Annotated in this window: 25 protein-coding genes, 1 tRNA gene and 1 pseudogene; 11 read left to right on the top strand and 16 right to left on the bottom strand. The window is 27.2% G+C overall.

Annotated features, from left to right (window positions below):
* Position 1: 1 nt before the first annotated feature.
* Entirely contained in the window at positions 2–2,278 is a 2,277-nt protein-coding gene (locus R4K56_RS02970) for a heavy metal translocating P-type ATPase (RefSeq protein WP_335772030.1), read from the bottom strand.
* 266 nt (positions 2,279–2,544) lie between these two features.
* On the opposite strand from R4K56_RS02970, the gene R4K56_RS02965 reads away from it, so the two are divergent.
* Positions 2,545–2,940: a hypothetical protein gene (locus tag R4K56_RS02965; RefSeq protein ID WP_335772029.1), complete on the top strand. Its 396-nt coding sequence runs from the start codon at positions 2,545–2,547 to the stop codon at positions 2,938–2,940.
* An 84-nt stretch (positions 2,941–3,024) separates the two neighbouring features.
* Here R4K56_RS02965 and R4K56_RS02960 read toward each other — a convergent pair whose 3' ends face one another.
* The 3 genes from R4K56_RS02960 to R4K56_RS02950 all read right to left on the bottom strand — a co-directional run bounded on the left by R4K56_RS02960 (position 3,025) and on the right by R4K56_RS02950 (position 6,626).
* The gene (locus tag R4K56_RS02960) at positions 3,025–4,026 is read right to left on the bottom strand and encodes a CobW family GTP-binding protein (RefSeq protein ID WP_335757548.1); all 1,002 of its coding nucleotides are present in this window, start codon (positions 4,024–4,026) and stop codon (positions 3,025–3,027) included.
* A 976-nt stretch (positions 4,027–5,002) separates the two neighbouring features.
* Positions 5,003–5,599, bottom strand: coding sequence for an L-threonylcarbamoyladenylate synthase (locus R4K56_RS02955; RefSeq protein WP_335773011.1), 597 nt, complete (start codon positions 5,597–5,599; stop codon positions 5,003–5,005).
* Positions 5,600–5,603: 4 nt separating this feature from the next.
* Positions 5,604–6,626, bottom strand: a complete 1,023-nt coding sequence (locus tag R4K56_RS02950) for a GGDEF domain-containing response regulator (protein ID WP_297296719.1) — start codon at positions 6,624–6,626, stop codon at positions 5,604–5,606.
* 329 nt (positions 6,627–6,955) lie between these two features.
* Between R4K56_RS02950 and R4K56_RS02945 the strand changes: the two genes are divergently transcribed.
* From R4K56_RS02945 to R4K56_RS02935, 3 genes are all read left to right on the top strand, one after another.
* Complete coding sequence (locus R4K56_RS02945) at positions 6,956–8,317, top strand: aspartate kinase (RefSeq protein ID WP_335760021.1); 1,362 nt, start codon at positions 6,956–6,958, stop codon at positions 8,315–8,317.
* 219 nt (positions 8,318–8,536) lie between these two features.
* Positions 8,537–8,935 (top strand): DUF4234 domain-containing protein, encoded by a 399-nt coding sequence (locus R4K56_RS02940; protein ID WP_335773012.1) that lies wholly within the window; start codon positions 8,537–8,539, stop codon positions 8,933–8,935.
* Positions 8,936–9,102: 167 nt separating this feature from the next.
* Positions 9,103–10,275 (top strand): peptidase M30, hyicolysin, encoded by a 1,173-nt coding sequence (locus R4K56_RS02935; RefSeq protein WP_335758025.1) that lies wholly within the window; start codon positions 9,103–9,105, stop codon positions 10,273–10,275.
* 91 nt (positions 10,276–10,366) lie between these two features.
* Here R4K56_RS02935 and R4K56_RS02930 read toward each other — a convergent pair whose 3' ends face one another.
* The 4 genes from R4K56_RS02930 to R4K56_RS02915 are packed head-to-tail and all read right to left on the bottom strand — an operon-like array spanning position 10,367 to position 12,840.
* Positions 10,367–10,933, bottom strand: a complete 567-nt coding sequence (locus R4K56_RS02930; protein WP_335773013.1) for a DNA-binding protein — start codon at positions 10,931–10,933, stop codon at positions 10,367–10,369.
* A 12-nt stretch (positions 10,934–10,945) separates the two neighbouring features.
* Positions 10,946–12,100 carry an ATP-binding protein gene (locus R4K56_RS02925; RefSeq protein WP_335773014.1) on the bottom strand — a complete coding sequence of 385 codons (1,155 nt, stop codon included), beginning with the start codon at positions 12,098–12,100 and terminating at the stop codon, positions 10,946–10,948.
* Positions 12,101–12,116: 16 nt separating this feature from the next.
* A complete protein-coding gene (locus R4K56_RS02920; protein WP_335758028.1) occupies positions 12,117–12,575 on the bottom strand; it encodes a YbaK/EbsC family protein in 459 nt (152 codons plus the stop codon).
* Between the two features lie 25 nt (positions 12,576–12,600).
* A complete protein-coding gene (locus tag R4K56_RS02915) occupies positions 12,601–12,840 on the bottom strand; it encodes a (2Fe-2S)-binding protein (RefSeq protein WP_297296729.1) in 240 nt (79 codons plus the stop codon).
* 163 nt (positions 12,841–13,003) lie between these two features.
* On the opposite strand from R4K56_RS02915, the gene R4K56_RS02910 reads away from it, so the two are divergent.
* Positions 13,004–13,603, top strand: a complete 600-nt coding sequence (locus tag R4K56_RS02910; protein WP_335769448.1) for a chromate transporter — start codon at positions 13,004–13,006, stop codon at positions 13,601–13,603.
* Positions 13,604–13,616: 13 nt separating this feature from the next.
* Positions 13,617–14,195, top strand: coding sequence for a chromate transporter (locus tag R4K56_RS02905; protein WP_335773015.1), 579 nt, complete (start codon positions 13,617–13,619; stop codon positions 14,193–14,195).
* A gap of 552 nt (positions 14,196–14,747) precedes the next feature.
* Here R4K56_RS02905 and R4K56_RS02900 read toward each other — a convergent pair.
* The gene (locus R4K56_RS02900) at positions 14,748–15,167 is read right to left on the bottom strand and encodes a hypothetical protein (protein WP_335772986.1); all 420 of its coding nucleotides are present in this window, start codon (positions 15,165–15,167) and stop codon (positions 14,748–14,750) included.
* A gap of 229 nt (positions 15,168–15,396) precedes the next feature.
* On the opposite strand from R4K56_RS02900, the gene R4K56_RS02895 reads away from it, so the two are divergent.
* Both R4K56_RS02895 and R4K56_RS02890 read left to right on the top strand, forming a co-directional pair.
* Positions 15,397–17,010, top strand: coding sequence for a peptide ABC transporter substrate-binding protein (locus R4K56_RS02895; RefSeq protein WP_335758019.1), 1,614 nt, complete (start codon positions 15,397–15,399; stop codon positions 17,008–17,010).
* Between the two features lie 188 nt (positions 17,011–17,198).
* Positions 17,199–17,516: a hypothetical protein gene (locus R4K56_RS02890; protein WP_335758018.1), complete on the top strand. Its 318-nt coding sequence runs from the start codon at positions 17,199–17,201 to the stop codon at positions 17,514–17,516.
* 129 nt (positions 17,517–17,645) lie between these two features.
* Here R4K56_RS02890 and R4K56_RS02885 read toward each other — a convergent pair.
* The 4 genes and pseudogenes from R4K56_RS02885 to R4K56_RS02870 all read right to left on the bottom strand — a co-directional run bounded on the left by R4K56_RS02885 (position 17,646) and on the right by R4K56_RS02870 (position 19,607).
* Positions 17,646–17,719, bottom strand: a tRNA-Ile gene (locus R4K56_RS02885).
* Positions 17,720–18,174: 455 nt separating this feature from the next.
* Complete coding sequence (locus tag R4K56_RS02880; protein WP_335772987.1) at positions 18,175–18,615, bottom strand: tetratricopeptide repeat protein; 441 nt, start codon at positions 18,613–18,615, stop codon at positions 18,175–18,177.
* Positions 18,616–18,691: 76 nt separating this feature from the next.
* Entirely contained in the window at positions 18,692–19,147 is a 456-nt protein-coding gene (locus tag R4K56_RS02875; protein WP_335772988.1) for a tetratricopeptide repeat protein, read from the bottom strand.
* 25 nt (positions 19,148–19,172) lie between these two features.
* A pseudogene (locus R4K56_RS02870) lies at positions 19,173–19,607 on the bottom strand (EamA family transporter).
* Between the two features lie 184 nt (positions 19,608–19,791).
* Here R4K56_RS02870 and R4K56_RS02865 point away from each other — a divergent pair.
* On the top strand, positions 19,792–20,334 hold the full coding sequence (locus tag R4K56_RS02865) for a hypothetical protein (RefSeq protein WP_335772989.1): 543 nt from the start codon (positions 19,792–19,794) through the stop codon (positions 20,332–20,334).
* Positions 20,335–20,341: 7 nt separating this feature from the next.
* Positions 20,342–20,767, top strand: coding sequence for a hypothetical protein (locus R4K56_RS02860; protein ID WP_335760029.1), 426 nt, complete (start codon positions 20,342–20,344; stop codon positions 20,765–20,767).
* A gap of 7 nt (positions 20,768–20,774) precedes the next feature.
* On the opposite strand, the gene R4K56_RS02855 is transcribed toward R4K56_RS02860, so the two are convergent.
* Both R4K56_RS02855 and hisF read right to left on the bottom strand, forming a co-directional pair.
* Positions 20,775–21,656: a VIT1/CCC1 transporter family protein gene (locus R4K56_RS02855; protein ID WP_335758012.1), complete on the bottom strand. Its 882-nt coding sequence runs from the start codon at positions 21,654–21,656 to the stop codon at positions 20,775–20,777.
* A 27-nt stretch (positions 21,657–21,683) separates the two neighbouring features.
* The gene (hisF, locus tag R4K56_RS02850) at positions 21,684–22,439 is read right to left on the bottom strand and encodes an imidazole glycerol phosphate synthase subunit HisF (RefSeq protein ID WP_335758011.1); all 756 of its coding nucleotides are present in this window, start codon (positions 22,437–22,439) and stop codon (positions 21,684–21,686) included.
* A 569-nt stretch (positions 22,440–23,008) separates the two neighbouring features.
* On the opposite strand from hisF, the gene gatB reads away from it, so the two are divergent.
* Positions 23,009–24,460: an Asp-tRNA(Asn)/Glu-tRNA(Gln) amidotransferase subunit GatB gene (gatB, locus tag R4K56_RS02845; RefSeq protein WP_335772990.1), complete on the top strand. Its 1,452-nt coding sequence runs from the start codon at positions 23,009–23,011 to the stop codon at positions 24,458–24,460.
* 87 nt (positions 24,461–24,547) lie between these two features.
* On the opposite strand, the gene R4K56_RS02840 is transcribed toward gatB, so the two are convergent.
* The gene (locus tag R4K56_RS02840; RefSeq protein WP_335772991.1) at positions 24,548–25,369 is read right to left on the bottom strand and encodes a gamma-glutamyl-gamma-aminobutyrate hydrolase family protein; all 822 of its coding nucleotides are present in this window, start codon (positions 25,367–25,369) and stop codon (positions 24,548–24,550) included.
* Between the last annotated feature and the right edge of the window lie 85 nt (positions 25,370–25,454).

The raw sequence follows: 25,454 nt of genomic DNA, 5'->3' as shown, positions 1-25,454 counted from the left end.
ATCACTTACTAGGTTTGAAAAAATTGAGCCTTAATGCATTACTAACAACACATACAGAACTTAAACTCATAGCTAAAGCAGCAAATATTGGATTTAATAGTAAATCTTTACCCATAATAGAAACTAAAAAATCTCCAATTGCTGAAGCTATTAAAGGTTCTCTAAATATATGTAAAACACCAGCAGCTACAGGAATACCAAGCACATTATAACAAAAAGCCCAGAATAGATTTTGTTTTATATCCCTCATAGTTGCTTTGCTTAATTCTATTGCAGTAACAACATCATTAGTATTTGATTTTACTAATACTATATCAGCACTTTCAATAGCAACATCGGTTCCGCTTCCGATTGCTATGCCAACATTCGCTTGAGTTAGGGCAGGGGCATCATTTATACCGTCGCCAACCATAGCAACTATAAATCCTTCATCTTGAAGTTTTTTCACTTCCTTTGATTTATCCTCTGGAAGCACTTCTGAAAATACTATATCAATGCCGGCCTCTTTTGCTACTGAATTAGCTGTGTTTTTGTTGTCGCCTGTAATCATCGCAGTTTTTATTCCAAGTTTATGAAGCCTTTTAACGGCATCAATACTTTCTTGTTTTAATCTATCAGCACATGCTATTATTCCAAGAAGTTTATTATCATAAGAAACATACATAGGAGTTTTGCCTTCTTTTGAAAGTTTATCCATATCAGAATTATATTTTTCTATGTCAATGTTTTCTTTGAACATAAGCTTGTCATTTCCCATTAAAACTCTTTTGCCTTCAATAAATGTTTCTATACCAAAACCAGCAATGGCTTTGAAATTTTCTATAGGTAAAAGAGTGATATTTTTTTCTTTTGCCTCTCTTACTATAGCCTCTCCTAATGGGTGTTCGCTTCCGTTTTCAGCACTTGCAGATATTAAAAGTAATTTATCTTTATCATCAGAAATAATATCTGTAACATAAGGCTTACCCTCTGTAAGAGTTCCTGTTTTATCGAACATTACAGTATTTATTTTTTGTGATATTTCTAAAGCCTCAGCATTTTTAAAAAGTATTCCAAGTTCAGCTCCTTTTCCTGTACCAACCATTATTGCAGTAGGTGTAGCAAGCCCCAATGCACAAGGACAAGCTATAACAAGTACTGACACAAATACTGTTAAAGAAAATACAAAATTATGAATAGCTATAAACCATATAATTCCTGATATTAAAGCTATTGTAATAACTGCAGGTACAAAATAAGAAGATACAACATCGGCAATATGTGCAATAGGTGCTTTTGAACCTTGAGCATCTTCAACTAATTTTATAATCTGTGCTAATGCTGTGTCTGCTCCTACTTTTGTAGCTTTGAACTTGAAACTTCCTGTTTTATTTATTGAAGCACCAACAACTTTATCACCTACAGTTTTTTCAACTGGTATGCTTTCCCCTGTAAGCATTGATTCATCAACACTACTGTAGCCTTCTATGATTTCACCGTCTACTGGAATCTTTTCTCCGGGACGAACCAATACTATATCATTAACTTTTACTTCTGAAATTTTAATTTCTTTTTCTTCACCATTTTTTATTACAGTTGCAGTTTTTGGCTGAAGTCCCATAAGTCTTTTTATTGCTTCACCTGTTTTGCCTTTACTTCTAGCCTCTAAATATTTTCCGAATTGAACTAATGTTATTATAACTGCAGCTGATTCATAATATAGATTTTCTCCATGAGGATTAAGTCCCATAAATGCTAAAATTGTAGAGTATACACTATATACAAATGCTGCTGTAGTGCCTATAGCTACAAGTGAATCCATATTAGGAGCACCTCTAAAAAGTGCAGGAAAACCTAATGTATAAAATTTATATCCTGATATCATTACTGGTACGCATAAAAGTATTGCTGCTATAGAAAATACTTGAGGATTTATATGATGCACCAAAAAACTAGGTATCGGGAATTTTACAACACTTACCATTGGTGCCATAGATATATAAAATAGCGGTATAGAAAATATTGCAGAAACTATTAATCTTATCTTCTGTTCTTTTATTTCTTTTGCTTTTCTTTCTGCAGGATCTTCCTCTTTTCCAAGAACTTGATATCCAGCCTTTACAATGACATTTACTATATCATTATATTTTAATTTTTTATCATCGAAATTTAGAACAGCTTTTTCTGTAGCTATATTAACATTGGCTTCTTCTATGCCTTCAGTTTTTTTCAATGCTCTTTCTACTGCTCTTGAACAAGCAGCACAATGCATACCGCCTATTCTTAAAGTCATTTTCATAAATACAAACCCCTTTTAAAAATAATGCATTATATTATACACTAAAATGTTAAAACAGTCTAACAATAAAAAGTATATCATTTTTTTTAATAAATTTCAAGTAGGGTATATAGGTATATGTAAATATGTGATTTTATAATAATTTTAAAAAAATAGTTATTTTCATATATCAAATTTCAATTTATTGTTCTATAGAAATTGATAAAATAAAAATTAAATATATAATAAATAAAAATTTTTAAATATTAATATTATGGATTATGATTATGAATAAGATTTTAAAAGTTTTAATATTGTTTTGTTTTGCCTATTTTATGATAGGTTGTTTTTCTAATGACCCAATAGAAAAAATTGAAAAATATAATGGAAGGTATGAAGGTGCTTTGAATACCAGAGAAAATACAAGGCAGATTATTCCTAATAAATGTACTTTAATAGTTAATGATGATAATTCCATTGATATTACTATAACAGGCGGAAATGAATACGATGATCAATTAACTATATTAAAATCAGAATTAACAAAAACTGAAGATAATATATATCATGCAAGTAAAAATTCAAAGAATTATACATTTGCTTTTTATTCGGATTATATGAATTTAACAATAGAAAATACTGATAATACCACAACATCAGGTTCATTATTAAAAAAGAACTAATTTAAGTATACACTTTTTATGTACAGCTAAATAGTAAAAAATTAGTACCATTTCTTACTATTTAGATTTTTGTACAAACTATTATTAATCATGATGTTCATGGCAATGGTTTTCATGACAATGATGCTCATGACAATCATCTTCTTTATATTTGATATTTTCTCTATAAATAGGCTGGAACTCCTCGCGTAAAAGTTTCCTATTTAAATCTTTTCCTATAAATACTATTTCAAGTTCATCATTTTCAGTGGCACCCGTAACGGCGTATCTGTCGCCTACAACATCATATCTTAAATAATTATTTCCGCATTTTATGAAGCCTTTTGATCTTGCAATGTATCCAAACCTTCCATGTATTATATCTTCCAACAATGTCATAAATTTATTTTCATTAACTACGCTGCAGCCTTTCATACTTATAGAATCCGGCATTTCTTCATTTTGGGAATTTTCCAATTCTTTTGTTTTATATTTATCATCTAAAAATGATTTTAAAATACTTTCCCACCAATCTTTACTTTTATTAGAGTAATGTTCATTAAGAATTTCTACATTATCATAAGACACTTCATTTTTTGACATTAATGCTTTTATTTTTTTTATAAGTTCATCTGTTTCATACTGTTCTTTAGATTCCATTTTTGAAATGATTATTTTTGAAGTATTTAAAATCTGATCAACATAAATATCATCATAAGAATTAACGAAACTATCAAATGCATTTCCATCTATAATAGTTATTGGTTTAAGAAGTACTATTCTGTCATATTCAATTTGTTTTATATTATTTATAATATTGCTAAGTTTAGCAACTCCGGTAGGTTCTACTATTAAATATTCTGGGTCTAGTGAATTGGCTATAGTAAGAATTGAAGTTGCAAAGTCTTGCTTCATACTGCAGCAAACACAGCCTTCAGTTAATTCCCAGATATTCATGCCTTCATCTTTAAGCATATTAGAATCTATATCAACATCACCATATTCATTTTCCATAACTACAAAATCTCTTTTTGTTTTGTTAGCCATTTCTTTTATGAGTGTTGTTTTTCCAGCACCTAAAAAACCTGAAACTATTAATATTTTCATTATCATCTCTCCTTAAAAATTATTTCAATTATATAATAGTTTATTTATTAAATCTATATTTTCCATGATTTTATTTCTTTATAACTTTATTATCATTCCCCGCCCTCTATTTTTTATTATATAATTTGAAAAATTATATTTTAATTTTCTTTTTAGTTAATAAAGAAAAAGCATGCCCGCCCTAGTGGAATTTAGATTTTGAATTTAACTTCACGCACGCTGAACAAAATTAAAAATATAGTTAGATTAATAATATAATGTTATTTATAAAGAATATTTTATTAACCGTGCGTAGAATAGATTAAAAATTTAATTTAAACTTGGGTGGGTGTGCTTTTTAGAGTTTAGCAATATGGATAATGAAAACAGAAATTCAAAATAAGTTTTTAAAGTTTAAAGGGTGGGGTTCAAAATAAAGCTTTTAATTAGTTTAATCAAATTTTATTTAAGGTATATAAAAAATAATAGATTGTAAAAATAATAATTGTAAATTTTTTTATTTATTTAAATTAAATAGTATTGATATAAAGTGTAATTTCATTTATAATATAAGCCATTCAATAGGGAAATGTGGGTGAGAATCTTACGCTGGCACGCAACCGTAAAGTTTAATTTTGAATAATTAACAAAGTCGGATTACCTAAAATTAATAATCAAGTCGAGAGCACTGATTATATATAAGTATTTATTCAAATATTTTGAATCATATTAATATATTTCTATATCAAGATTTGATTATCAAAAAATATTTTTATTTTGAAAACTCAATTAATTCTCATACATAAATAAACCAAATATCTAAAAACAAAAGGAATGCAAATTGTATTCCTTTTGTGATATTATATTTCTTTTTAATTTTGCTATTTATATAAATTTCATAAATGTACGAATTAAGTACTATATATTTTAGGAATCAGTTACAGAATAATATTAAGTTTGTAAATATAATTAGATTTTGATTTAAGATACAATTTAATTAAATATCAAGTTTAACACTTCCTTGTCTAAGTACTTTATTTTCTATACAATCATATAAAGTAGAAGGAAGTTTATTTTCTAATATTCCGGCATTAACTATTAAATCAACTTTGTCTTTATAAAGTTCTTCAAGTTTATTTCCATCAAGTATAACACCAGCACCGCTTGGATTGGCAGAAGGAGCTACAAGAGGCGGAGTGTTTTGTAATATTAATTGCATATATTCATCATTTGGAACTCTTAAAGCAACTGTTGATTTAAGATAAATAAAATGCTTTTTTAATGAATTAGATAATGGCATTATAAAAGTTAATTCACCTGGTACATTATTTTTAACTATATCAGGTACTTTTTCATCACAGAATTTTTCAGAATATTTTATGTCTTTTAATAATATTAAAAGAGGTTTATTTCTTTCTCTTTCTTTAATTTCATATATTCTATCTATAGCTTCTACATTCAAAGCATCTGCAAGCATTCCATAAACAGTATCAGTAGGTGAAATTACTACTCCTCCGTCATTAATAACTTTTGTAACTTCATTAGCTACATATTCCATACTTTCTTTATTATTTCTATCAAGATGAATTACCATAATATTACCTCTTAATAATTGTAGGGTGTATAAAAAGACTTGCAAAGCCTCTTCTTTTAGCATTATGCAAAGCTAAAAGTACAGGGGCTACTTCTTTTTCCATATTTTCAATATGATAATTTTTTTTGTATGCTGTGTATGCTATACCTGCGGATATTGTATATTTGATAATCATACCATTATATTCTAATTCGTTTTTATCAACAAAATCTCTTATTTCATCAACCTTTTTATCATATAGTCTTATATTCATTCTGTTAAAAGCAACCATAAATTGATTATTGTCAAAACGTGCAATAATATCTTCTTTTCTAGTTGATTTTCTTAAAACTTCAGTGAATTTCAGCATTATTTCTTCTGCTGCTATAATACCAAATTCATTAATAATACTATCTAGTCCGTCTATTGAAAAACAAGCTAAAACTATAGTTTCTTCATGTCTTACAGTTTCATAAAGTAATCTGCTGAATTGAGAATAGAACTCTTTTTTATTCCAAAGACCAGTTTCTAAATCTACATTCAATATATCATCATATTTTTTTTGTGCTTCTTTATATGACTGATAATTTCTATTGGAAACTTCTGTCATGTCAGCTAAAGAATTTTGAAGATAATCAGCCTGTTTAAGTAATTTCTGATGTTCTACGTATAATTTTCTGTATTTAAGACAGCTGTTTACTCTTACAATAAGCTCCATTTCATCGAAAGGTATGAATATAAGTCCGTCTATCCCTAAACTTAGAGCTTCTTCTATAAACTCCATTTTTCTATAAGGAGTACTTAAAAGTATTATAGGAGTACCTTTAGTAGATTCTTGATTTTTAAAAGTATCAAGGAGCTGCAAACCCTGAGAGTCTCCTATATCTGCATCCAATAATATTAGGTCTAATGTACTTTCATTAGATATATTAACAGCTTGAGAACGTGATTTAGTTGCTATAGGATTATAATGTCTTTCTCTTAAGAGGTCAACGAACCTGTCTAAAAGGTCTGTTCTATGCTCTACTACTAAAATGTTTTCATTCATAATTACTTAATCTTCTAAAGTTTATAGTTCTTATAAAGTAGTATCGTAAATTTACTGAATATATTGAATAAAAAATAGACTTCAAAATATTTGCTATGAAATTAAGAAAATATTGTTTTGATAAGTTTATATTTTTTATTTTAGCAGTCTTTTTTTGGTTAATATATTTAAATATATATCGAAATTTTTATATTAATTATATTTTATTTATTAATAATGTAAAAAATAGTAATATTGCAGATATATATAATTGAAATAAAAATTGCTTTATGTTATTATTGACAGTAATTTTTATTAACATAATTTTACTAATATGGAGGATAAGTAAAATGAAAGTAGCAAAATTTGGCGGCTCTTCTGTTGCGAATGCAAGTCAAATAAAAAAGGTAGTAGATTTAATTCTAGCTGATAAAGATAGAAGAATAGTTGTAGTATCTGCTCCAGGAAAGAGACTTAAAGAAGACACCAAGGTAACCGATTTGCTTATTACTCTAGCTGAAACTATTATTTCTGGTAAAGATGGAAAATTAGAGTTAAAAATTATTATAGAAAGATTTAAAAATATTATAGATGAACTTTCACTCTCACATGATTTATTAAAAGAGATACAATCAGATATACAAGAGAGAATATCTAGTGATAAATCACTTCCTACAAAATTTATAGATGGAGTTAAAGCATTAGGGGAAGATTTGAGTGCTAAAGTTATAGCAGCTTATATTAATTCTCTTGGAGTAGAAGCTAAATATGTTAATCCTAAAGATGCAGGACTTTTACTTTCTGAAGAATTTGGAAACGCTACTGTATTAGAAAAATCTTATGATAATTTAGCTAAATTAAAAAATGAAGAAGCTATAGTAATATTTCCGGGATTTTTTGGATATACTGAAAAAGGCGATGTAGTAACTTTCCCTAGAGGCGGAAGTGATATTACAGGTGCTATACTAGCAAAAGCAGTTCAGGCAGAAGTTTATGAAAACTTTACTGATGTTGACGGAGTATTTGCAGCAGCTCCTAATATAGTAGATAATCCAAAACTTATAGATGAATTTACATACAGAGAAATGAGAGAATTAAGTTACGGCGGTTTCAATGTTCTTCATGCTGAAGCTTTACAGCCAGTATATGAAGCAAATATTCCAGTGCATATACTTAATACTAATAATCCTTCTGCAAAAGGTACTAGAATCGTAGCTTCAAGAAATAAAAATGTTAATCCTGTTGTAGGTGTATCTGGAGAGGGTGATTTCTCTTGTCTTTATGTAAGTAAATATTTGATGAACAGAGAGGTCGGTTTCGGAAGAAAATTATTAGAAATAATAGAAGATGAAAATATTCCTTATCAGCACGCTCCTTCAGGAATAGATAATATATCTGTAATAGTTAGAAATTCTGCTATCACAGAAGAAAAAGAAAAACGTATTTATGAAAGAGTACGTGATGAGCTTCATGTTGATAATATATATTTTGAACATGGTCTTGCTTTGATTATGCTTGTTGGTGAAGGTATGCAGCAGTGTATAGGTGTTTCAGCAAGAGCTATGCATGCTATGGAAAAATGTAATATCAATATTGAAATGCTTAACCAAGGTATAAGTGAAGTAAGTATTATGATAGGCGTAAAAGATGATGATTTGAATAGAGCTATAAAAAGTATATATAAATCATTCTTTGAAGAACAATTATTGTAGTAATTATTATATAAAAAATAATTATTATAATAAAATATAAATTATTCATTAAAGGAGTGTCAGTTTATACTGGCACTTCTTTTTATTATTTGCATTTATATAATTTTTATACAAAATGAATTATTTTTGTAAATTATTCAATTGATTATTTTGTGAAATATAGTATTATTGTGAAAAAATTAATCTTTTTGTAAAGCATATGTATAGGAGGTAAAAACAATGCAAAAAGGTACTGTTAGAAGTATACCAATGTTGGTAGTATTGAGCATTGTAACATGCGGAATTTATTATTTTTATTGGATTTACAAAACTACTGATGAAATCAAAAATTTTATGGAGCGTGATGATATTAATACAACATTAGAATTGATATTATCTATAGTAACTTGCGGTATATATACTTATTATTGGTATTATAAATATGGTAAGATAGTTTATTTAGAAATGACTAAAAAAGCTGGATTGGACAGTACAGAAGACAGCACTATATTATTGGTAATTTTGAATTTATTTATGTATGTAGTATCTTCTGCTATACTTCAAGATAAATTGAATGCTATATGGAATAGTATACCAGATGATGAAACAGTAAATAGTAATGAATCTTCAAATCAATAATTTTTAACTTATTGATTTTGTAATAAAGGGACTCAGTCTTTAATTAGGCTAGTCCTTTTATTTTTGCATAAATAAATCATTTTAATTTTTCTTTTTGATACATTTTTCCGATATTAATAAAAAATGTTATAGTTTTATGAATTTTATAAAAGGAGGAGGGTGAGTTTATGAGAAAATTTTTAGTATTGCTTATAATACTTAGCAATGTGCTTGTTTTAAATGCTTATGATAGTTTAAATGAAGTATTGCAAACTCCTGTAAGTTATAATATTTATAAAGGCAAGAATACAGAAAAAACATTTAATGCTGTGAGATACATAAATAATAATTATTCCAAAGAAAATTTCAAAGCAAGAAATATATATTCCACATCAAAGATAGATATATATTTAGAGAATGGATTAGAAGTTAATGATAGAAATTTGCAGGAGATAATATTAGAAACTTCAAAAATATATGAGATGGAAGAATATCTATATGGCAAGCTAGGTAATGGAAGATTAACTCTTTTAATAATGGATATTAACGGCGGCTATACTGGAGATAAGCCATATATGCAAGGCTATTCCATATTAGACGGACTTGATGAAATAAAAAATGATACCTCAAATATAATATTTTTAGATTATATAAATGGCTGGGAAAATATAGATTCAGTAATAAACACAATAGCACATGAGCTTCATCATGTTATACATTATAACAGTTTGGAAAATAAAAGCACTGATTCATTTGATATATGGGTAGATGAGGCATTATCTGAGGCAGCAGTAATTGCATATAGAGGAAAAGTTCCAAAAAATAGACTTGATTATTACAATGCAGATTCTATGTATTTAATAACAAAAGGCGATTATTTTGTAAATTGGAATCAAGGTTATACAGTTCATAAATATGCTACAGTTTCTTTATTTATGTATTGGCTTGGACTTCATTCTAAAAATGGTTTTGAAATATATAAAGATATAGCAAATGCTCCGGCAGAATATAGAGGTACTTATAAAGCTATACTTTATGCGGCAAATAAGAATATTAGAGAGTTTCAAGACTGGAGTGAGCTTTATGCCACTTGGTTAGAAGCCAATTATAAAAATGATTTAAATGGTATTTATGGATATAATGGGAAAATAACCACAAAGCCAAAGATTATCACTACTCAATATAATTGTCCTATGGCTCCGGGTTCTGCTATTTATGTACAGGGCGATTTTATGTCAGATGATAAACTTTTAAGATATGTAGATTTAGGCGATAATATATATGTGGTTTATAATCCAGATGTAAATACAAAGGGGAAGGATAGATACTTAATAGTTAATTCCTCATTTTATGGTTATTGATGAAATTATTAGTACTTTTTAGCTATTTTTATAACTCCTAAAAATGAGTATATGGGAAAAAGCTAATGCATATCTATGGCTTAGGTATGCATTAGCTTTTACTTATTGGTTCAAATATTATTTTCTCTGCATTTATATTTTTGGATATTTCTTTCCATTCATCTGTTGTTATAAATAAGATACTTTTTATAAATGGTTTTTTATATATTGAGTCAGTTTTTATTATTGGTAAATTAGTTTTCAAATACTTATTTATATTTGATTTAAATTGCATATTTCTTATTTTGAATGGAAAATAAAATATTATAAAATAATAAATATCTATATTATTATTAATATACTCTGAACTATATTCTTTAATAAATGAGCATCTTCCTTTTTCTATCAATTCATAAATAATTGAATCTCTACTTAAAGGCTTTTCTATTTTTAAACTTTTTATTTTATCTTCTAATTTATTTTTGTCTTCTATTTGGAAATTTTTTAATTCTATAAATATTATTTTACCATTTGCTTTTATCATCAAATCAACATTACTCATACAATGAGAATATTGATTTCTTTTTTCTTTGTCGTTAATATCTCTTTCTTCAATATCTATAATTTCAAAATCATCACTATAATGTATTTTAAAATTGTCTTTTTCGATAATATTCATATAGATATCCGATTATTTAATCATCTCTTCAATATATTCATTATGCTGTTTTATTATTTTTTCATTAATAGGATTATTTTCTAAGTCTAATAAAATTTCTTTACTTTCTATTTGAACTCCGCTATTAAAATCATTTTCATCAAAATAAAAGGAATGATACATAACGGAATCTTCATCGGTTCTTTGTAATTCTATATCATCAAGTATAAAACTATTATGTGTGGCTATAAATATTTGAAGTCCTAATTGAGATAAACTAAGAAGTATATTAACAAGTAAATCTGTAAGACTTGGATTTAAATTTGATTCAGGTTCATCTAAAAGAAGTATAGTATTTTTATCAATTTCACCATTCATAATTAAAATATATATAAGAGCTAATTTTTTATGCCCTTCAGCTACCATATCAAAAGAAACTTCACCTATATTTTTATAGTCTATAAAGAAATTATTATTTTTATAAATAGTTTTTCCGCCTATAGCATTTTCTATTTTTTTAGCTATTTCAAGTAAATCATCATCTAATTCTCTTAATTTTGGAAGTTCTGTTTTTTTAATAATATTATAGTATACAGCTTCAAAATTAATATCTCTTTTATCATAAAGTGCTGCAAATCCATTTGAGGAAGTGAGAATATCCTTGCATGGTATAAATGTACATTTTTTATTTAAGTGTTTGTTTGAATTTTCATCTAAATAGTATGTTATATTATATATATTATCATATCCAGAGCCTTCAAAATCTGTCATAGTGTTATTTAATTTTATATTATTATTAAATTCTATAAACATATTTGGTTCATTAAAAGATAAAAATACATTTTTATTTAGATTAAAATCTTTCTTTTCTTTTATACCAATGATTTCTGAAATTTTATATATTTCTTCATTTATATTTTTGCATGAATATTTTGAAAATATTTTATTTAAATTAAATGATATAGGATATGATTTTTTATATTCTATTTTTATTTTTAATTTATCATCATAAAAATTGTAATCCAAACAATTTATAAGTTTTAGTAAATGTGTTTTTCCTGTTCCATTTTTACCTATAAAAACATTTAAACCTTTTGAAAAATTTATTTCAGCATTTTTAAAAACTGTAAAATTAGATATTTTAATATTTTCTATTAAATTATTTTCTGATGATACTTCTTTATTCATTAATTCATATCCAAAATTAATCTTCTGTGAGATCAACTTCTACATTAGATATTTTCTCTAATATTTCATCATAGCTCATTTTAGCCAAAGAACTATCACTTCCGCAGGCTATATAAAGGTCATCAAAACGCTTCATACTTTTATCAACTAAAATATCTATATTTTCAACTCCAAAAGGACAAACTCCACCAAATGTGAAGCCTGTCAAATTGAAAGTATCTTCTGCATTGGCGAAACTGGTTTTACATTCAAAATAAGCACGCATTTTTTTTGAAGATATTTTTTTATCTCCTGAAGCTATAATCATAGCAAAGTTCTTTTTTGAAGGCTTTACTAATATTGATTTTGCCACCTGACCTCTTTCTATATTGAGAGTTTTAGCAGCATCATCAACGGTTTTTGTAGCTCCTGCTTCTTCAAATTCCTTATATTCTATATTTAATTTTTTTAAAGCATTAAGTACTTTTTCGTTCATCATAATAATAGCCTATTATATATTTTTAATTTGCAGGTTCATAATTATTTTTTTTAGCATATTCAAGTAGGCTTGCTATACGGTCTTTACATCCGCCGCATCCAGTAGAAGCTTGTGTTTTTTCTACAACTTCCTCAAGAGTTGTTAATTTACCATCGCATATAGCTTTATAAGCCTGTTTGTAAGATACGTTCTTACAGTAACATAATGTTTTATCATAATTGATTGAAGTTTGATTTTTTAAATATTCTACATCATATTCCATAGTTAATTATCCCCCGTTTATATTTATATATTATATTATAAATACATAAATTACAAATATGTAAAATATATTTTTTGTATATTTGTTAAATAGTAATTTTTAGTTGACAATAATCAAATTTAATGTAGTTTATATAGTAATAAATTCTATACTGGAAATCATAATGGATAATAAAGAAAATCAAGATATTTCTACTACTAATAAAAAGCCTAGTTGGTATACTATGTTTTTTTCTTTCTTTTATATAGGTCTTGTTACAATAGGCGGAGGACTTGCCATGCTTCCTATTATGGAAGATGAGTTTGTAAATAAGAAGAAATTTTTAACCAAAGATGAGATTATAGATGTATTTGCTCTTGCTCAAAGTATTCCGGGTGTTATTGCCGTTAATACTTCATTGCTTACTGGTTTTAAAATAGCAGGTATTTTCGGAGGTATAATGGCTGGTATTGGAGTGATGACTCCTTCATTTATAATAATACTAATGATAGCTCCTATATTTGAAAGATTCCAAGATACTGAATATGTTAATAAAGCTTTTTTAGGTATTAGAGGTGCTATTGCTGGACTTATACTTTTATCTGCTTATGGTATGGGAAAGCAGGTTATGAAGGATAAATTTACAATAGCTTTGTTTATATTAAGTTTCATATTGGTTGTATTTTTGAATTTCAATGTTATATATGCTTTGCTTCTTTCTGCATTTATAGGTTGGATATACTATCTTTTAAATAAATATGTAATAAATAAAAATAATAATTAAATTGGACTTCTATATGATATATGTAAGACTTTTTTATATATTTGCTAAATTAGGACTTTTCACTTACGGCGGAGGATATGCTATTATAGCTTTGCTTCTTGGCATATTGGAGGAGTATGGTTGGGTAAGTTCTGCTGAATTTTCTAATCTTGTGGCAATATCTCAAATAACTCCGGGCCCTATTGCTATCAACTCTGCAACATTTGTTGGTTATAAAGTTGCCGGTGTATTAGGTTCTGCTGTGGCAACATTTGGAATATTTTTACCTGCTTTTGTTATTACTATGATAGTTTCTAAATTCTTTTATACTTTGAAGGATAATGAACAGTTCAATAGTATAATGAATGCTTTGCGTGTATGTGCTGTTGCTTTGATTGCATCTGCCGTTGTTACATTCACTAAAGATGCTTTTTTTGTTCAGCTTACTGAAACATCAATACTTAGAAATATAGATTTTATACAATCTATTTTTAAATATATAAGTCCTATAGGAATATTTATATTTGCTTTATCTATATTTTTGAAAATAAAAAAAGTACCAATACTCGTTATAATAATAATATCAGCTGTTTTGGGTATAGTTTTATATTAATATATACTGAAAATTTTTAAGTTTGTCAACCGATGCACTTTATGTAAATTTTCTCTACTTTTTTGTCGCACAAAAAAGTAGCAAAAAACGCAATTGCTAGAACTTTATATTAAAAACATGCCTATTAAATATAGGATATATCCTAAAAATGCAGTCTTTTTGGTTCTTTGTGCCAACAAAAGAACTGGGGGTGTGGGGGCAAAGCCACCACAAGCAATAAAATTGAAAAAACTAAAATTGACAAAATATAGTTGTTTAGGTATATACTAAAAATTTTTAAGTTTGTCATTTTTTTATTCAACTTTTTCCCGCCGCAAAAAGTTGCTATATCCTTGACAGGCTCGGATACGCTTTGCGAAAGTGCAATTATGAAATTAGTACTAAATCATACTAAAATTGTTTTACATGTAAGATAGGTTATTAATTTAAGCTAAATTATAGTCCTTTTGCTTCTTTGGGTCACCAAAAGAAGTGGGGTGCGGGGCAAAGCCCTGCAGATATTTAAAATTTAAAAAAATTATTTTTGACAAAATATAGTTGTTTAGGTATATATTATCTTACTTTTGTTAAAGTACCGCTGCTTACAGTATTATCACTTCTTGTGAATTGTAAGTTCATAGCAGATTGTGAAAAAGCAAAAGTAAAATTATATATATATCCGCTTGACAAGAAAGAAGCAGTGTATAGAGTATCAGATACTTTTACTAGATTATCTTTATATATATTATTATAAAATGAAATGTATCCATATATATTTACTGATATAACACTTCCAGAAGAAACGGTTACAGTAGCTGTACTTTGATAGCTTGTTTGATCATTATGTATTGTAGTTATTGTGCCTTCATAAGTTCCAAAATATTTACTGTCTATTTCATTGCTTCCTGAAGATGAAGAACTTGTGAAGAAATTTAAACAGCCGCATAAAAATAATATTGGTATTATTGATATTATTCTAAATATAGTTTTCATTTTTTAACCCTACGATTTTATTATATTATAAAATCATTCTTTGTCAAAATGTAAATATATAAAAAATTGTAATATACTTATAAATACATATATCGTTTTAGGAAGTAAGATATTAGTCTTAAAGATGTTATTTAAAATAGTCATATTTCGCATAAAAAATAATTGACTAATAAGAAATATAAAATATAATCTTTTACAACAAAAAAATATAATTAATAGGAAACTCATTATGAAACGTGTATTATTATTAATACTGTCATTGGCTTTAATGATATTTGCTATATCATGCGGCGGCAGTAAAACAGATGAGGGAGCAATATATATAAATGTTGGCCCTGAACCAAAAACAATAGACCCTGCTTTAAATTCAACAGTAGACGGCAGTATTTATATTCAGCATGCTTTTGAAGGTTTAGCAACAAGAGATAAAAACAATCATATAATACCTGGTGTTGCTGAAAGCTGGGATATAAGCGAAGATGGTTTAACTTATACTTTCCATATAAGAGATAATGCTAAATGGTCTGACGGACAAAAAGTAACAGCTGAAGATTTTGTTTATGCTTGGCAAAGAGCAGTAGACCCTATAACAGCTTGTGAATATGCTTATCAATTTGAACCAGTATTAAATGCTATGGATATCAATTCAGGAAAGAAACCTGTTACTGATTTAGGTGTTAAGGCAATAGATGAAAAAACTTTTGAAGTAAAATTAGCAGCTCCTACAGCTTATTTCTTGGAGCTTGCTGCTTTCCCTACTTTTTACCCTATTAGAAAAGATGTTGTAGAAGAAAATGGTGATAATTGGACTTTATCTCCTGAAACTTATATAGGAAATGGTCCTTTTGTTATGGTTGAAAGAAGAACTGATGACAGACTTATAATGACAAAAAACACTAATTATTGGAATGCTTCTAATATAATACCTGAAAAATTAGTATTTATACTTATGCAAAATGGTACTGCCGCTGTTGCTGGTATAAAAGAAGGTTCTATACATTTTGGTAATAATCCTCCGCTTCAGGATATTGAAAATTTAAAAAGCGAAGGTTTAATGTATATCTCACCATACTTAGGTACATACTATTATTGTTTAAACTATACTAATGAAGTATTAAAAGACCCTAAAGTAAGAAAAGCTTTAACTTTAGCTATAGATAGAAATTATTTAGTAGAACAGGTTACAAGAGGCGGACAGCTTCCTGCTAGTGCTTGGGTTCCTAGCGGAGTAAGCGATGTAGATGGTGCTGACGGAGATTTCAGAAAAGTAGGCGGCGACTATTATAGTGTAAAAGCAGAAGATTATCAAAAGAATCTTGAAGAAGCTAAGAAACTTTTAGCAGAAGCAGGATATGCTGATGGTGCTGGTTTCCCAGTTATAGAGTTTAAATCAAATTCTGGAGAGCATATACAGATATTTGAGGCAGTACAGCAGATGTGGAAAGAAGGTTTAAATATAGACTCTACTATAGCTCAGGAAGAATGGGCTACTTTCCAAGATACAAGACAGCATAAAAACTTTGTTGTAGCTCGTCATGGTTGGATTGCTGATTACAATGATCCTATGAGTTTCTTAGGTGTATTTTTAAGTTATAGCGTACAGAATAATGGTGGATATTCTAATAAGGCTTATGATGATAAATTAAAACTTGCTATGTCTACAATAGATCAAAATGTTAGAATGAAGGCTATGCATGAAGCTGAAGATATACTTATGAACGATATGGGTTTAATACCTCTTTATTTCTATACTGATCCTATTATGATTAGTAAGAAATTATCTGATGTGATTTTTGACCCTCTTGGAGCTCATAAATTCTACTATGCTAAATTAGCTAAGTAATTATATAAATTTATTCTATTGAAAATATAATAAGTGGAGTTTCTAATAATTTTAGGAACTCCTTTTTTTATATTCATAATTTTTTATGATATAATTTATAAAATATTAAAAATAGACGTTTTTTTAAATTTGTCTTTTTTTGAAAATATGTTATCATTATAGCTAATAAAAATATTGGAGATTATATTATGTTATTAAAAGAGAGAGCAGGTGTCTATAAAGGAAAGATTACTATTAAAACTTTTCTAACATTGGATATAGACATTGATGTTATCATTACTGACGAAGGAAACATTACTACTACAACTGTAGCACCAATAGTAGGAAAGATAAGCCATAGTATAGCATTAGGTGCAGATTATGATAAAGATGATTATGATATGGAATTTGGCAATGATGTTTTTCATATAAAGTTTAATTCTAATACTTCCATAAATATAGAACTTCCTGAGAAAATTAACGGCAGTTTTATAGTAACTAGAAATGTAACATTGGAAAGAGTATAATATTTTTAGGAAAAATAAAAAAGACACTAAAATTAATAGTGTCTTTTTTGAACCCCGACATTAACCTTATAATTAAATTAAAGGAGATAATAATAAAACATATTACAACAAGGAAAAATAGGGGGGTATTGGGCCAGCAGGGACTTGAACCCCGGACCCGATGATTATGAGTCATCTGCTCTAACCGACTGAGCTACTGGCCCCTAAAATCTAACTGAATTTATCTTTAGATTTAAGTATAATACTATAAATGTTTAAAAATGTCAATACCCAATAATAAAAAAAGATAATTTTTTCTCATCAATTATTAAGATAAATGATTTATTTTAAATCCCGCCCTTATTCTATATTGTTTTATTTTTCACTTTTATTTTCATTAACTTTATTACTTACACTAAAAAGGACTTCCCACCCAGGTTTAAATTATATAAGCATGCATTTCAACGCACGGTTAATGCATCTTTATATAATAGTAATTAGAATTATTATTAATTTATATTTATAGCTTCGTTCACCGTGCGGTATGAAAGCAACAAGGTAAATTCCCACTTGGGCGGGCATGCTTTTTCTTTATTAAGTAAAAAAGAAATTTAAAATAAAATGTTCAAGTTTAAATAATAAAGAATATAGGGCGGGGATTAGAAAAAAATTAAAAAGATTATTTATTTAATTCTTTTAAATATTTTCTAGCTTCCTTATTATCAAAATTATAAGCTAATATTTCAAGGAAAGAAACAGCATGATCATAATGTCCTATATAATAGTTATGATTATGCTTCTTTTCTAATTCTTTTATTGTTTCTATTAATAGCTTGCTATATTTATATACTAAATCATAGTTTTTGAATGTAAAACAAATATTAACTAATCTTAAAATATTATCTGGAATAGGATCTAAATTAAAACTCATTTCATAATATTCTATAACTTTATCTAAGTTCTTTTCATAAAAATAGCATTCAGCTATTTGACAATAACATTTTATAATATCATTTTTAGATTTATCCAAAATAGAAAAGTATATAGTTTTAGAGTCTTCATAATTTTTTTCTTTAAAAAGCTCATCCGCTTTATCAAACATTTCTTTTGTTGTATACATAATTAAACCTCTATTTTTTAATGATATTAAAAATAATTGTTTTTATTATATCACTTAATAAATGAATGTCTATAGTTTATTTAGTTTTAGATAATCCATTCAAATATTCTTTTGCTTCTTTATAATTAAAACTATCTGATAAATATTCTAAAATATTAATAGTTTCTTCATAATAAGATATAAAACTGGAGTAATTATTATATTTCTTTTCTAAATTCTTTATAGTTTCTATTAAAAAAGTAGTATACTTGTAAACATTATCAAGGTCTTTAGATATAAAGCATATATTAATGAATCTAAGAATATTATCAGCTACAGGTTCTAATTCAAAACTCATTTCATAATATTTTTTGGCATTATCAAAATCATTTTCATGAAAATAACATTCCCCTAATTGTGTATAACATTTTATTAAATCATATTTATCTTTAGTAATATCTAATATCGATAAATAAACATCTTTGGATTTACTGTAATTTTCTTTTTGAAAGAGAATATCCGCTTTATTAAAAACTTCTTTTATACTATCCATTTTTGTCCCCATAAAAAATTAATATTTAGCCTAAACTTATAACTAAAGTTCCAGCCACTATAAGTAAAGCTCCTATTATAGTTTTTATAGTGAGAGCTTCCTGCAAAAATATAGCTGCTAATATTATCGTAAATACTATAGAAAGTTTATCTATTACTATAACTTTATTAACGTTTCATATTTGTAAGGCTTTGAAATAGAAAAGCCATGATAATCCAGTGGCTATTCCAGAAAGCATGATAAATACTATTGTTTTGGTATTAAGATTTTTTATAGTTTCTATAGTATTTTGATGATTTACAGAATTAGTATAAAAAACTATTATCCAAGACATTATTAATATTATAATAGTTCTAATAGCAGTGGCTAAATTGGAGTTGATATTGGCAAGACCTATTTTTATTAATATTGCAGTTAATGCGGCAAATATTGATGATAGCAGAGCATAGAAAATATACATAAGAAAGTCCTTTTAATAATAAGTGTACATATATAAAAGTGAGTGATATGAATAAATGTAAAAATATGAATATGTTAAAAAACAGCATAAAAATACTAACTTTTCATAATTTTTAATAAATTTTCTTGATTTTTTAATTAAAATGTTATAGCCTATTAGTAGTAATAAAATATAGGACATTCTTATGAGCAAAAAACTTCCATTAATAATATTAACTTCAGCAATAGTAACAGCATCAGCAGCACTTTTAGTAATAAAGAAAAGAAATGACAGAGGTTTTTTACATATAAAAAGCTATGATGGAAAATTTGATATAGCATTTACAAATGAATGGAAATTAAGTAAAGAAAAAAATGAACTTAATGAAAACTCAAATTTAGAAGCAGTTAATAGCAGAAATGGTGTATGCTTTATAATGTTTTCAAAAACTAAAGATTCATTGAATAATATTTCATTAGATGATTATAATGAAAATATTTTAAATAGCATAAAAGGTGAAAATATAATATCTAGTAGAAAAATATCAGTAAATAATAAAGAATTTTATCTAACAGAATTTGATTCTTATTATGAGAATATGTTAGTACATTATTTATTATACACATTAGAGACAGAGAATTATCATCATCAAGTAATGGTTGCTTTAATAAATAACAATAATAAAAATAATTATAAGAAACAATGTAAAGATATTAATAATATTTTATCTACTATAAAAGAGATATAATTTATAAATGAATAAATTTATATTAATATTGTTATTAATTATTAATGCTGCATTATCAGCGGAGCAAAAGATATTTGTATCAACTAAACTAAAAGGCAATGAGCTTCGTAAAGAAATACTCAAATGGGTAAAAAACAAAGCTAATGATAATAAATTCAGCAGTTATGATAATGGCCTTGTTTATTTATTTTTTGTTTCTAATAATATAAAGAAAAATCAATCTCTATGTTTTGATATAAGGTTTCATTTGGAATATGATAAGTTTATAGTTGATTTCTCTAATACAAAATTGTTGAATAATACTACAGGAGAAACTAAAGATTTAAAATTCAGTACTTGGTCTACTTTAACCAATAGCGGTTGGTTTAAAGAATATAATGAAACAATAAGTTCAATAATAGAAGAACTTGAATATATAGTTAATTCTGCTTAAATATTATTTAAATATCTATACCTAAAAATTGTTTAACTAGAAGTCCAACCAAGAAACTTATTCCAGCAACTGTTAAACTAATACCAGCCATTTCCAAGAATCTCTTTTTAAAAGGCAAACTCTTAGCAACTGATACATAGTAAGTGAAGAAAAATATTATAAATACTACAACACAAAGCATAGTAATTAAAGCATAAAGATAATGATTATTAGGATATATCAAATAAGGCAGTATTAATAAAGTAACAGTTATTAAATACATTATTCCTGTATAAGCACAAGACTTCAAAGCATTTTTATCGCCTTCAGCTTTAGCAGATAAATACTCTGATGATGCCATAGAAAGGGTAGCTGATATTCCTGTAATAATTCCAGACAATGCTACAAGTTTATTATTTTGTAAGGCAAAACTAAGTCCAGCTAATGTACCGCTTATTTCTACTAAAGCATCGCTTAATCCTAAAACCATAGAACCTACATATTTAAGCCTGTCCTCATCTAATATGGATATAAGTTTATTTTCATGTTCTTCTTCTTCAAATGCTATTTTTTTTGCGTCTGGTACTTCTTTAAATATTTTTGAATATATGTATTCGGCGTCTTTTTCTCCGCCTTCCATTATTTTAATGACAAAAGTATATCCGAATATGAAACTTAATATGAAAAATTTTAATACTTTTAATTTTTGAGGTTTTAATTTTTTACCTGTATATTTTTCTAAAACTTTGGCATGAGCATATTCTTCTCTTGCTATTTTTATAAGTATATTTTTATCATCTTCTTTTTTTACAAACTTGGCAAGATTTAAATATACTGCATGTTCTGTTACTTCATTTTGCTGCATACTTATTAAAATTTTTAAAGTTTCTTTTGATATATTATTATCCATTTTTTATTCCCATATATTCAATTATATTTATAGTCTTACATTGATATTATTTTTATGCAGATACTCTTTTAATTCTTTTATATCTATTTCTTTGAAGTGGAATATTGAGGCAGCAAGTCCGGCATCAACACCTTTAACTTGAAATACATCTTTGAAATGCTCCATATTACCGGCACCGCCTGATGCTATTAAAGGTATAGATACATTCTTTCCAATTTCAGTAAGAAGCTCTATATCAAATCCGTTTTTTACTCCGTCAGTATCAATGCTATTTATAACAAGTTCTCCGGCACCGTTTTTTTCTCCGTTTATTGCCCATTCTATAGCGTCCATTCCTGTATCTTCTCTGCCGCCTTTAGCGAATACAGAATATTTACCATTTACTCTTTTTATATCTATAGAAAGCACTACGCATTGATTGCCGTATTTTTCAGCAGCTTCTCTTATCAAACTAGGGTTCTTTATAGCTCCGGAATTGATACTAACCTTATCTGCTCCAGATTTTAAAACTATATCAAAGTCTTTTATACTGTTTATACCGCCGCCTACTGTAAGTGGTATGAATATTTCCTTAGCAACTTTCTCTAATACATTAACAAATAAACTTCTATCCTCATAAGAAGCTGTTATATCATAAAATACAAGTTCATCAGCCAATGAATTATTATAATATTTAGCAAGTTCTACAGGGTCATCAACATCTTTTAATCCTTCAAAGTTAGTTCCTTTTACAACTCTGCCGTCTCTTACATCTAAGCATGGTATAATTCTTTTTGTTATCATATAAAAACACCTAATTTTACTTTTATGAAATTATATAGTAAAACTTTTATTTCGTAAAGCAAAAATTAAAACAAGTAAAGAAATTTAGTTATATGATTTTTCTTTAAATCCCGCCCTTTCTTCTTTATTATTTCAAATTGAATATTTTTATTTTAAACTTCTTATTAACTTAAATAAGAAAAAGCATGCCCCCCAAGTGGGAATTTGCTTTGATGCTTTCTTACCGCACGGTGAACGAAGCTATAAATATAAATTAATTAATATTCTAATTATTATTATAAATAAGTATGCATTAACCGTGCGTTGAAAAGCATGCTTATATAATTAAAACTAGGGTGGGGGTGCTTTTTTGTTTTAGGCAATGAGGAATAATATAACAAAAAATTAAAATATGATTTTAAAATCTTGAGGGCGGGGTTTAGAGAGATTTTTTATTAGCAGTAATGTAAATAAAAATAGCCCAATTTAAATACTTTTTTCATATTATAGTAACTTGAAAAAAAATTGAAATTCATATAAAATAAACATAATATTTTAAAAAATTACTTTAATAATTAGGATTAATAAATATGGAATATGAAGCAGTCATAGGATTAGAAGTGCATGTTCAGCTTAATACTAAAACTAAAGCATTCTGTTCATGCCCAAATACTTTCGGTGCTCCTGCAAACACTCTTACTTGTCCAAGATGTCAGGCTCACCCAGGTACTTTGCCTATAGTTAATAAAGAAATGGTACATAAAACTATTAAAGCAGGACTTGCTACTAATTGTACTATACAAAAGAAAAGCAGATTTGCTAGAAAACACTATTTTTATCCAGATTTGCCTTCTTACTATCAGATTACTCAAATGGACGAGCCTATTTGTACAGAAGGTCATCTTGATATAACAGTAATTAATGATGATGGTACTTCTTACAATAAGAGTATAAGAATAAACAGAATACACATGGAAGAAGATGCAGGTAAACTTGTGCATGATGATACAGGAAGACCTTTAAGTTATGTAGATTTAAACCGTGCAGGCTGCTGTTTGATTGAATGTGTAAGTGAACCGGATATTTCTAGCGGTGAAGAAGCTTATCAATATTTAACTGAACTTAAAAAAATATTTAAATATATTGATGTTTCTGACTGTAACATGGAAGAAGGTTCTTTAAGATGCGATGCTAACGTTTCTATACGTCCTAAAGGAAGCAAAGAATTAGGTACTAAAACTGAAGTAAAAAACATGAACAGTTTTAGAAATGTAAGACTTGCTATTGACTATGAAATAAAAAGACAAATAAAAGCTTTAAACAATGGCGAGAAAATCTTACAAGAAACTAGACTTTACGATGCCAAAGAAAACACTACAAAAGGTATGCGTTCTAAAGAGGGTGCTGCAGATTACAGATATTTCCCAGACCCAGACATACCTCTTTTAGTTCTTAAAGATGAAGAGATTGAGCAGGCTAAAAAAGAGCTTCCAGAACTTCCTCAGCAAAAACGTGAAAGACTTAAAAAAGATTATGACTTACCTGATCAGGATATAGTTGTATTAACAGAAGATGCTGCATTAGCTGATTATTATGAGGCAGCAGTAAAAGCTTATCCTAAACAGCCTAAGAAAATAAGTAACTGGATAATGGTTGAAGTTAATGCTTACTTAAATAAAAAACTTCAAACTATAAAAGATTTCAAACCTAAAGCAGAGCATATAGGAGAGATTTTCAAGCTTATAGATGAAGGCGTTATAAGCGGTAAAATAGCTAAAGAGATTTTTGAAGATATGTGCGAAACAGGAGAAGCTCCTTCTGCTATAGTTGAGAAAAAAGGTATCAAACAAGTTAGCGATACTGGTGAGCTTGAAACAATCATAAGAAAAGTTTTAGAAGAAAATCCTAAATCAGTAGCAGACTTCAAAGCAGGTAAAGAAAAATCATTCGGCTTCTTAGTAGGTCAGACAATGAAAGCTACTAAAGGTCAAGGTAACCCTAAACTTGTTAATGAAGTATTGAGAAAAATTTTAAGCGAATAATTAAAATTTAATATTTATAAATAAAGCCTAGCTATTAAATAATAGTTAGGCTTTTTTATTTTATTAAAATCAAATATTGATTAATTATTATTTGCTTTCTCTGTATTTTTTACCATATTCTTTTAAAGTTTCAAATATAGGTAAAAATTCATTATCATTTTCTGCTAAATGCCATTCTGGGTGGAATTGAACGCCTACTACAAATACTGCATTTGTAAGTTCTAAACCTTCAATAGTATTATCAGATGCTTTAGCTGTTATTTTTAAACCTTCTCCTACTTTTTCTATAGATTGATGATGCCAAGAATTAACTTCTATTTCATTAGTGTTTAGCATACTGTATAACTTTGAATCTTTATCTATATAGCAGGCATGATATGCAAAATCTATAAGTTCAGGATCTCTATGTGAAATATCAGTTTTATATTCGCTATTTATATCCTGATACAAAGTACCGCCTTGTACAGTATTAAGCATTTGCATACCTCTGCATGTAGCTAAAACAGGGAAATCTTTTGCTATAGCTGTTTTTAACAGTATGTAATCTGATAAATCTCTGTCATCTTTAGGAGTTTCTAATTTTTCATGAGGCTCTTCATTATAATATTTAGGATTAATATCTTCACCGCCGGTCATTACTAAAGCATCAACCATATTTATAGCATTTGAAGCATCTTCTTCGTTTTTAACTCGAGGAAGCAATACAGGCTCAGCTCCAACTTTCTTTATTGAGTCTATATATACTTGTGTATCTTCAGGAATATCTGTAAGAGGGAATTCTCTTTCCCATGATATTCCTATTTTGATAACATTTGTATCAGTTTCTGCTGATTGTGTTTGTTTATTATTGGCATTGCTGCATGCTACAATAAAAATAGATAATAAACAAAAAATAAAGTTCTTTTTCATTTTATAACTCTCCAATTTATTAAAATAAAAGTTTAAGAATTATATTTATTTTTGTTTTTAATGCAAGATATTTTATAATTAAAAA

This window comes from Brachyspira pulli, assembly GCF_036997785.1.
Lineage (GTDB): Bacteria > Spirochaetota > Brachyspiria > Brachyspirales > Brachyspiraceae > Brachyspira > Brachyspira pulli.
The sequence above is the reverse complement of the archived record's forward strand: the minus strand, read 5'-3'. Positions and strand labels throughout refer to the sequence as shown.